6 protein-coding genes are annotated in these 7,441 nt (G+C 75.9%); 3 read left to right on the top strand and 3 right to left on the bottom strand.

The window, feature by feature from the left end; all coding sequences use genetic code 11:
* The 3 genes from ACFF45_RS31605 to ACFF45_RS31595 form a co-directional block, all read left to right on the top strand.
* Positions 1–1,894, top strand: a 1,894-nt coding sequence (locus tag ACFF45_RS31605; protein ID WP_381350244.1) for an SWIM zinc finger family protein, incomplete at its 5' end; no start/stop codon positions are given.
* A gap of 330 nt (positions 1,895–2,224) precedes the next feature.
* Positions 2,225–2,971, top strand: coding sequence for an HAD-IA family hydrolase (locus tag ACFF45_RS31600; RefSeq protein ID WP_381350242.1), 747 nt, complete (start codon positions 2,225–2,227; stop codon positions 2,969–2,971).
* Positions 2,968–5,412 carry a glycoside hydrolase family 65 protein gene (locus ACFF45_RS31595; RefSeq protein WP_381350240.1) on the top strand — a complete coding sequence of 815 codons (2,445 nt, stop codon included), beginning with the start codon at positions 2,968–2,970 and terminating at the stop codon, positions 5,410–5,412. The genes ACFF45_RS31600 and ACFF45_RS31595 overlap by 4 nt, the downstream gene beginning before the upstream one ends.
* 21 nt (positions 5,413–5,433) lie before the next feature.
* On the opposite strand, the gene mtnB is transcribed toward ACFF45_RS31595, so the two are convergent.
* From mtnB to ACFF45_RS31580, 3 genes are read right to left on the bottom strand one after another with little or no spacing between them, the layout of a single operon-like run.
* The gene (mtnB, locus tag ACFF45_RS31590) at positions 5,434–6,048 is read right to left on the bottom strand and encodes a methylthioribulose 1-phosphate dehydratase (RefSeq protein WP_381350238.1); all 615 of its coding nucleotides are present in this window, start codon (positions 6,046–6,048) and stop codon (positions 5,434–5,436) included.
* Positions 6,045–6,785, bottom strand: coding sequence for an acireductone synthase (gene mtnC, locus ACFF45_RS31585; RefSeq protein WP_381350237.1), 741 nt, complete (start codon positions 6,783–6,785; stop codon positions 6,045–6,047). The genes mtnB and mtnC overlap by 4 nt, the downstream gene beginning before the upstream one ends.
* A complete protein-coding gene (locus tag ACFF45_RS31580; RefSeq protein ID WP_381350236.1) occupies positions 6,782–7,378 on the bottom strand; it encodes a 1,2-dihydroxy-3-keto-5-methylthiopentene dioxygenase in 597 nt (198 codons plus the stop codon). Before ACFF45_RS31580 ends, mtnC begins: the two co-directional genes overlap by 4 nt.
* Positions 7,379–7,441 lie beyond the last annotated feature (63 nt).

The following is a 7,441-nucleotide window of genomic DNA, read 5'->3' as shown; positions in this document are numbered from 1 at the left end:
GGGTCCGGCCGCTGACGTCGGCGCTGCGTCCACGGGCCGTGCCCGGCCCGCCGCATCCCCCGTCACGTCGGGGCGGCCCGACGCCGACGCCGACGCCGTGTGCCCGGGTCCGGCCGCTGACGTCGGCGCTGCGTCCACGGGCCGTGCCCGGCCCGCCGCAGCCCCCGGTGACGTGCCCACGCCCCCGGCGCGGCCCGCCGCTGACTCCGGCGATGCGCCCATGCGCCCGACCGGTGACCCCGGCAGGGGGGCAACGCGACCGGCCGGGCCCACCGCTGCCGCCGGCGCACCCGTGGAGCCCACCGCCGGACCCCCGTACGCGGCCGGTGTCTGTGGCGCCGCGTCCCTGTACCCGGCCGGTGATCTTGGCGGTGGGCCCTCGACGTCCCCGGCCGGTGACCTCGGCGGCGGGCCTTCGAGCCCGGCCGGTGACCCCGGTGGCGGGCCCCCGGTGCGCCCGGCCGGTGACCTTGGCGGCGCGTCCCTCTACTCGGCCGGTGACCTTGGCGGCGCGTCCCTGTATCCGGCCGGTGACCCCGGCGGCGCGCCCCCGCACCCGACCCATCCCGCCCCTCCCCCCGGCACACCCCCCGAACCCACCCCCGCGTCCCCCCGCACCCCTCGCTCCATGGCCTCCCCGCACCGCGACGGTGACCTGCGCCGGACCTTTCCCGCCTTCCCTCCCCGCCCCTCGGGGGGCGAGGAGGCCTTCGCCGGGACCTGGTGGGGCGCCGCCTGGATCGCCGCGCTGGAGCGGGGCGCGCTGGACGTCCGGCGGCTGGCGCGGGGGCGCGGTTACGCCCAGCAGGGCCACGTGGACGCCATCACGGTGACCCCGGGCCTGGTCCTGGCGTACGTCCGCGGCAGCCGCCCCCGGCCGTACCGCGTGCAGGTGCGGCTGCGCACGCTGGACGACACGGACTGGGAGCGGTTCCTGGACGCCGCCGCCGACCGGCCCGGCCACATCGCCGCGCTGCTCGACAAGGAGATGCCCCCGTCGCTCGCGGACGGCGACGTCCCGCTGCTGCCCGGCCCCGGTGACCTCGCCCCGCGCTGCAGCTGCCCCGACCGCGGCCATCCCTGCAAGCACGCCGCCGCCCTGTGCTACCAGACCGCGCGCCTGCTCGACGCCGACCCCTTCGTGCTGCTCCTGCTGCGCGGCCGGGGCGAACGCGAGCTGCTCGACGCGCTCTCCCGCCGCAGCGCCACCCGCGCGGCCCGCGCCGCCCAGGAGCGGGAACCGGCCCCGCTGCCCGGCGTCCGGGCCACCGACGCCCTGGCCCGCGGCCCGCTCCCGCCGCTGCCGCCGCCGTCGCCCGTCCCCCCGCACCCCGGGCACCCCCCGGTCTACCCCGCCGCCCCGGGCGGCCCCGACCCGTTCGCGCTGGACCAGCTGGCCACCGACGCCGCCGCCCGCGCCCACGCCCTGCTCGGCACCGGCCGCGACCCGGTGGCGGAGCTGAGCCTGTGGCAGGACGCGGTACGGCTCGCGGCGGCCCGCCCCGGCTCCGGCCTCACCGCGGGCAGCCGCGCCCTGTACTCCTCGCTCGCCTCGGCGGCCGGCCGTACCCCGGCGGAGCTGGCGCGGGCCGTCGCCGCCTGGCGGCAGGGCGGTCCCGACGGCCTGGCCGTCCTGGAGGAGCCCTGGGACCCGCCGGCCGGCCGCTTCGACCGCGCCCGCCCCCTGCTCCTCGCCGCCGACCTGCCGGCCTTCCGCCCCTGGCGCAACCGCCTCACCCACCCGCAGGGCCACGTCCAGCTGCGCCTGGGCCGCGACGCCCTGTGGTACGCCTACGAGTCCGAACCGGGCCAGGACGACTGGTGGCCCCGGGGCACCCCCGACCCCGACCCGGTCGGCGCCCTCACCGGCCTCGGCGCCGCGGACGAGCCGTGAGCCGCACCCGCCCGGCCCGGCGGCCCGCCCCCCGCCTGGAGCACTTCCGCACGGCCGGGGACCGCCGCCGCCGTTAGCGTGCTGTGCAGGACGGTGGGTTCCGTCCAGGACGGGGAAGCGGACCATGGCAGCCACTGACGACCGGCCCGACCGGCGCGACGTCACCCGGACCGCCCCGGCCGGCCGGCTCGACCGCCTCGGGGAGGTCGCCGAGCCCCTGCTGAAGGACCCGCCGCCGGCCGAGCCGTGTCCACGGGATCCCGGTGGCCGGAGAGCATCCACCGGCCGGTACGGCCGCACCGCTGGTACCCGCCGGACGGGCGGTGAGCCGTGCTCGGCCTGCCCGACCACGTCCGTGCCTGCCTCTTCGGCCTCGACGGCGTGCTGACCGGGACCGCCGAGGTGCACGCCGCCGCCTGGAAGGAGACGTTCGACGCGTTCCTGCGGCGGCGCGCCGGCCGGCGGGGCGGCACCTTCGTACCGTTCGACGCCGGCCGCGACTACGACGACTGCGTCGACGGCCGGCCGCGCGAGGACGGCGTCCGCGCCTTCCTCGCGTCGCGCGGCATCGCGCTGCCGGAGGGCACGCCCGACGACGGGCCGGACCGGCAGACCGGGCACGGCGTGGGCAACCGCAGGAACGAGCTGCTGCTCCGCATGATCCACGAGCAGGGCGTCAAGCCGTACGCGGGCTCGGTCGCCTACCTGCGGGCGGCCCGGGACACCGGCCTGCGGCGCGCCGTCGTCTCCTCCAGCGCCAACTGCCGTGACGTGCTGGCCGCGGCCGGCGTCGAGGACCTCCTGGTGGCCCGCGTGGACGGCGTCACCCGGCGCGAGCGGGGCCTGCGCGGCAAGCCCGCGCCCGACACCTGTCTCGCCGGCGCCCGTCTGCTCGGCGTCGATCCGGGCGCGGCCGCGGTGTTCGAGGACGCCCTGGCCGGTGGGGAGGCGGGCCGGGCCGGGCACTTCGGCGCCGTCGTGGGCGTCGACCGGACCGGCCGGGCGGCGCAACTGCGCCGGCACGGCGCGGACCTCGCCGTGACCGGCCTCGCCCAGTTGCTGGAGAAACCCCGGTGATCACCCACCCGTCCTACGCCTGCGAGCCCTGGTGCCTGCGCGAGACCGAGCTGAGCCTCGACGTCCTCGCCCAGAGCGAGTCCGTGTTCGCGCTGGCCAACGGGCACGTCGGCTGGCGGGGCAACCTCGACGAGGGGGAACCGCACGGGCTGCCGGGCGCGTACCTGAACGGGGTGCACGAGGTGCACCCGCTGCCGTACGCCGAGGCGGGCTACGGCTACCCGGAGTCCGGCCAGACGGCCGTCAACGTCACCGACGGCAAGGTCGTCCGGCTGCTCGTCGACGACGAGCCGTTCGACCTGCGCTACGGCGAACTCGTCGCGCACGAGAGGGTGCTGGACTTCCGCACCGGGGTGCTGAGCAGGACCGTCGACTGGATCAGCCCGGCCGGGACCGCGGTCCGCGTCGTCTCCCGCCGACTGGTGTCCTTCACCCAGCGGGCGGTCGCCGCCGTGGAGTACCAGGTGGCGGCGCTCGACTCCCCGATCACCGTGGCCGTCCAGTCGGAGCTGGTCGCCAACGAGGAACTTCCCCGCACCTCCGGCGACCCGCGGGTCGCCGCCGTGATCGACGCGCCGCTGCGCGCGGAGGAGGACTTCGCCCGGGACACCCGGCTGCGCCTGCTGCACCGCACCGGTCACAGCGGCCAGCGGGTGGGCGCCGCCGCCGACCACCTGGTCGAGGGACCCGACGGCACCTCCTGGTCGGCCGGGAGCGAACCCGACGTCAGCCGGCTCACCGTCACCGCCACCCTGGCCCCCGGGCAACGGCTCAGACTGGTCAAGTTCGTGGCGTACGGCTGGTCGGCCCAGCGGTCGCTGCCCGCCGTCCGGGACCAGGTGGAGGGGGCGGTCGCGGCCGCCCGCAGCTCCGGGTGGGAGGGCCTGCTCGCCGGACAGCGGGCCTACCTGGACGACTTCTGGTCGCGGGCGGACGTCGAGGTGACCGGCGACGGGGAGATCCAGCAGGCCGTCCGCTTCGCCCTGTTCCACGTGCTCCAGGCGGCCGCGCGGGCCGAGCGCCGCGCCGTACCGGCCAAGGGCCTGACCGGCACCGGCTACGACGGGCACGCGTTCTGGGACTCGGAGTCGTTCGTGCTGCCCGTCCTCACCTTCACCGCTCCGCACGCCGTGGCCTCGGCGCTGCGCTGGCGGCACGAGACGCTGCCGCCGGCCCGGCAGCGGGCCCGCCAGCTCGGCCTGGCCGGGGCGGCCTTCCCCTGGCGGACCATCAGCGGCGCCGAGTGCTCCGCCTACTGGCCCGCCGGCACGGCCGCCTTCCACGTCAACGCGGACATCGCCGACGCGGTGGTGCGGTACGTGCACGCCACCGGGGACGCGGAGTTCGAGCGGGGGCCGGGGCTGGAGCTGCTGGTGGAGACCGCCCGGCTGTGGCACTCGCTGGGCCGCGCGGACGCCGAGGGCGTCTTCCACATCGACGGGGTCACCGGGCCGGACGAGTACAGCGCGGTCGCCCGCGACAACCTCTACACCAACGTGATGGCACGCCGTAACCTCGTGGCGGCCGCGGCCTGCGTGCTCCGCCACCCCGACGCGGCGGCGGTTCTCGGCGCCTCGGCCGAGGAGGCCGCCGCCTGGCGGGACGCCGCCACCCGCATGGCCGTGCCGTACAACGACCGGCTCGGCGTGCACGAGCAGGCGGCGGGCTTCACCACCCTGCAACGCTGGGACTTCGAGGCGACGGCACCGGAGCAGTACCCGCTGCTGCTGCACTTCCCGTACTTCGACCTCTACCGCAAGCAGGTCGTCAAGCAGGCCGACCTGGTCCTGGCCATGATGACCTGCCCGGACGCCTTCACCGACGAGGAGAAGGCCCGCAACTTCGCCTACTACGAGGCCCTCACCGTCCGCGACTCCTCCCTCTCCGCCTGCTGCCAGGCCGTCCTCGCCGCCGAGACCGGACATGCGGGGCTGGCCTGGGACTACCTGAGCGAGGCCGCGCTGATGGACCTTCAGGACCTGGAGCACAACACCCGCGACGGGCTGCACATCGCCTCCCTCGCGGGCACCTGGATCGCCCTGGTCCAAGGGCTGGGAGGGATGCGTCAGCACGTCGGCGCCGGCCCGGACGGGCCCGGGGTGGGGTTCGCGCCGCGCCTGACCGGGCAGCTGACCGGTCTCACGTTCACCGTGCTGGTCCGGGGCCGCAGGCTGCGGGTCGAGATCCGCGCCGGCACGGCACGCTACGTCCTGCTGGGGGGCGCACCCCTGCGACTGCTGCACCACGGCGCACCGTTCACCGTCACGCCCGGCGAACCGGCCGAGCACGCCATCCCGCCCGCGCCCGCCCGCCCGGAGCCCCGGCAGCCCCGGTGGCGCGCCCCCGCACACCGCGAGGCGGCCGGCACCCGGGCCGTCCGGATGCCGTGCGGCGGCATGCCGCGACGCGCCGACGAGCGACCCGGGCCGACCCGCGGGTGAAGCCCCGCTCGGCACTCCGCCTCAACGCCGGGCGAGGTGCAGCTGGAGCATCCATTCCACGACCTCCGTGTGGTGCCGCGCCTGCCGGGGGTCCGCGCCCCACACGTACAGCCCGTGTCCCGCCACGACCACAGCCGGCATGTCCGGATCACGGGCGGCCTCCAGGCGGTCGCCGAGGACGGCCATGTCCTGGCTGTTCCCGATGACCGGGAGAACCACTTCCCCGGCGTGCGTCGGCCGGCCGATGCCCTTGAGCATTTCGAGGTCGCGGAAGACGATCCCCTCGGGGCAGCGCTCCGCGACGGCGACCGAAGCGATGGTATGGACGTGCACCACGGCCCCCGCACCGGTCAGCCGGACCACCCGGGCGTGCAGCGCCGCCTCGGCCGACGGCCTGCCGCCGCTGACGGCCTGGCCGGCGGCGTCGACCAGAACCACATCGGTGGCTGTCAGCTCCCCCTTGTCCAGGCCACTGGCGGTGACCGCGAGGCGCAGAGGGTCACGGTTCGTGACCACCGACAGGTTGCCGGACGTGCCGCGCATCCAGCCGAAGGAGGCGAAGCGGGCTGCCTCGCGGGCCAGCACCGCTCCGGCCTCGGCCAGGCCGGTGCCGGGGCCCGTCGTCCGTTCGGTCACCGCGGGTTCCTCGCATCCTCGCCGTGGGTCCGGCGGACTCGGACATCGGCGAACGACTCGATCAGGGGGTGGCCGCCGGTGCCGTGCCGGTGGTACGGCTCGCCGGGACGCCTCACCCCCACGGTGAGCCAGCCGGCCGCCCGCGCCGCGTCGAGTTCGGCCGGCCGGTCGGAAAGGAACAGGGTCCGGCCGGGGGGAGTGGTGAGGGCTTCGCTGATGGCCCGGTACGACGCGGAGGACTGTTTGGGGCCGATGTTCTCGGTGTCGAACAGTCCGTCGATGAGGGGCGACAGGTCACCACTGGTGCTGTGGGCGAACCAGGCGCGCTGAGCCGCCACCGAACCGGATGAGTACACGTGGAGCCGTACGCCCTCGGAGTGCCACTGGCGCAGGGCGGGCGCCACGTCGTCGTAGAAGTGCGAGGCCAGCTCGCCCCGCGCGAACCCCTCGGCCCAGGCGATGCCCTGGAGCGTCTTCAGCGGCGTGACCTTGCGGTCCTCGGCCAGCCAGGTGTGCAGAGCCGTCTCGACGCGTGTCATGTCCGCCTGCGGGTCGCCGAGCAGCCGGCGGACCTGGTCGACCGCTCGGCGGACGTCGGCTTCCTGGTTCCGTTCGTTCAGCAGCGCGCCGAACCGCCGGCGCGAGTACGGGTACAGCACCTCCGTCACGAACGCGGTGGCGCTGGTGGTGCCCTCGATGTCGAGCACCACGGCGTCCGCTTCGCACGTGACGGTCACGCTTCCCGCTCCGCGGTGAGGCCGGCGTGGATCGTGTCGAAGTCGGGGAACCGGGACGAGATGCCGGAGCCGGTGAAGCTGCCGATCCAGCCGTCCTCCTCGTGGAAGAAGCGGATCGCGGTGAAGCTGGGTCGAGTGCCCATGTCGAACCAGTGGGTGGTTCCCTTCGGTACCCCCAGCAGGTCGCCCTTCTCGCAGTACACGGCATGGACCTCGCCGGTTGCGTGCAGGTAGAAGATCCCGGCCCCGGCGACGAAGAAGCGCACTTCGTCATCGTCGTCGTGGGTGTGTTCGTCGAGGAACTTCTCGCGGGCGGCCCGTGCCCGGGCCGGCCAGTCGGGGGCGGTTTCCGGGTGCAGGGAGACGACGTCGACGGTGACGAACCCCTCCTCCTCGTTCAGCCTGTCGATCTCGCTGCGGTACGCGGCCAGGACGGTGTCGCCGTCCGCGTCCGCCGGCACGTCGTGACGTACGGGCCACTGCTCGTAGCGCACCCGGAGCGGGGCGAGGGCGGCGGCGATCTCGGCGGGCTCGGACGTGCGGCGGACAACGGTCTGCGGGCCGGATTCGGGCCAGGTGATCAGAAGTGTCATATCAGCCCCATGAAGCCAGGTAAGTGACGGATGGACGCAGGTGCCGGCGGGCGGGTTCCCCGG

The sequence above is a fragment of the Streptomyces cinereospinus genome, assembly GCF_042430725.1.
Classification (GTDB): Bacteria; Actinomycetota; Actinomycetes; order Streptomycetales; family Streptomycetaceae; genus Streptomyces; species Streptomyces cinereospinus.
The sequence above is the reverse complement of the archived record's forward strand: the minus strand, read 5'-3'. Positions and strand labels throughout refer to the sequence as shown.

Bases quoted from the DNA above. Each gene is read 5' to 3' on its own strand.
- ACFF45_RS31580 (WP_381350236.1), bottom strand. From the start codon at position 7,378: ATGACACTTCTGATCACCTGGCCCGAATCCGGCCCGCAGACCGTTGTC.